General features: G+C 48.6%; 1 protein-coding gene. It reads right to left on the reverse strand.

Going from position 1 to position 851, the window contains the following annotated elements; translation table 11 throughout:
• Complete coding sequence (gene cbiB / locus A3729_RS10920) at positions 1-747, reverse strand: adenosylcobinamide-phosphate synthase CbiB (RefSeq protein ID WP_068633811.1); 747 nt, start codon at positions 745-747, stop codon at positions 1-3.
• Positions 748-851 lie beyond the last annotated feature (104 nt).

The raw sequence follows: 851 nt of genomic DNA on the forward strand, positions 1-851 counted from the left end.
TCAAGTGCACCAGCTCCAGCAGCCATGACTGGGGCCTGCATTGGGGCTCTTCCATAATTTACCTTGTGTTTTCCAGCATTGAAAAGCGCTGCGTGTTTGCCCGCATAGCGCATAACTAAGTGCAGTCAGTCGAGCCGGAAGGTAGTTCATTACATCATCAAGGCGAGCAGCAGCCCACCCGAAGTCCTTGTAGCGAGTGTTCTTATAGCCCCACATAGCATCGAGAGTATTCACCAGGCGGAAAAGAACAACGCCCGGTATGCCGCCAACAATAAACCAGAAAATAGTGCTAAAGATTGCGTCAGCACCATTTTCGAGTACAGACTCTGTACTGGCGCTTGCGACGTCTTCGGGCGTTAAATGCTTGGTGTCACGACTAACAATTCGAGCGACTTTCTTCCGAGCTTCACCTAGATGCCTTTTGGTTAAAGGTTCAATAATCGCTTCAGCATGTTCTTTGAGGCTTTGCCAACCTAGCGCTGTATATAAGACGAACGAGGCAAAGGCGACGTGAGCGATCGGTTCGCTGAGTGTAAGTAACTCCAAATAGAAAGCGAGTAGAACGGTAGGCACTAATAGGAATGTCAGTGCAATGATGCCTTTAAGCCGTTTGCCGGACCCGCTATTTAACTTGTGCTCAAGGTCGGTGGCGAGATTGCCAAAGCCAACGAGAGGATGAAAGTGCTTGGCTTCGCCAAAGACCTTATCGAGGAACAAGGCCAATAAGAGGCAAATTGAAAAGTACATGTGTTATTTCCTTGTTATATTTATTGGCAGGCAACGAGAACTAGCAGGGTGATGCATTCGAGTATCTCGATCATGGCGCCGGCTGTATCACCTGTGCACCCTTT

The sequence above is a fragment of the Oleiphilus sp. HI0043 genome, from assembly GCF_001634935.1.

Excerpts from the sequence above, each read along its gene's own strand:
- cbiB (WP_068633811.1), bottom strand. The coding sequence starts at position 747 with ATGTACTTTTCAATTTGCCTCTTATTGGCCTTGTTCCTCGATAAGGTC.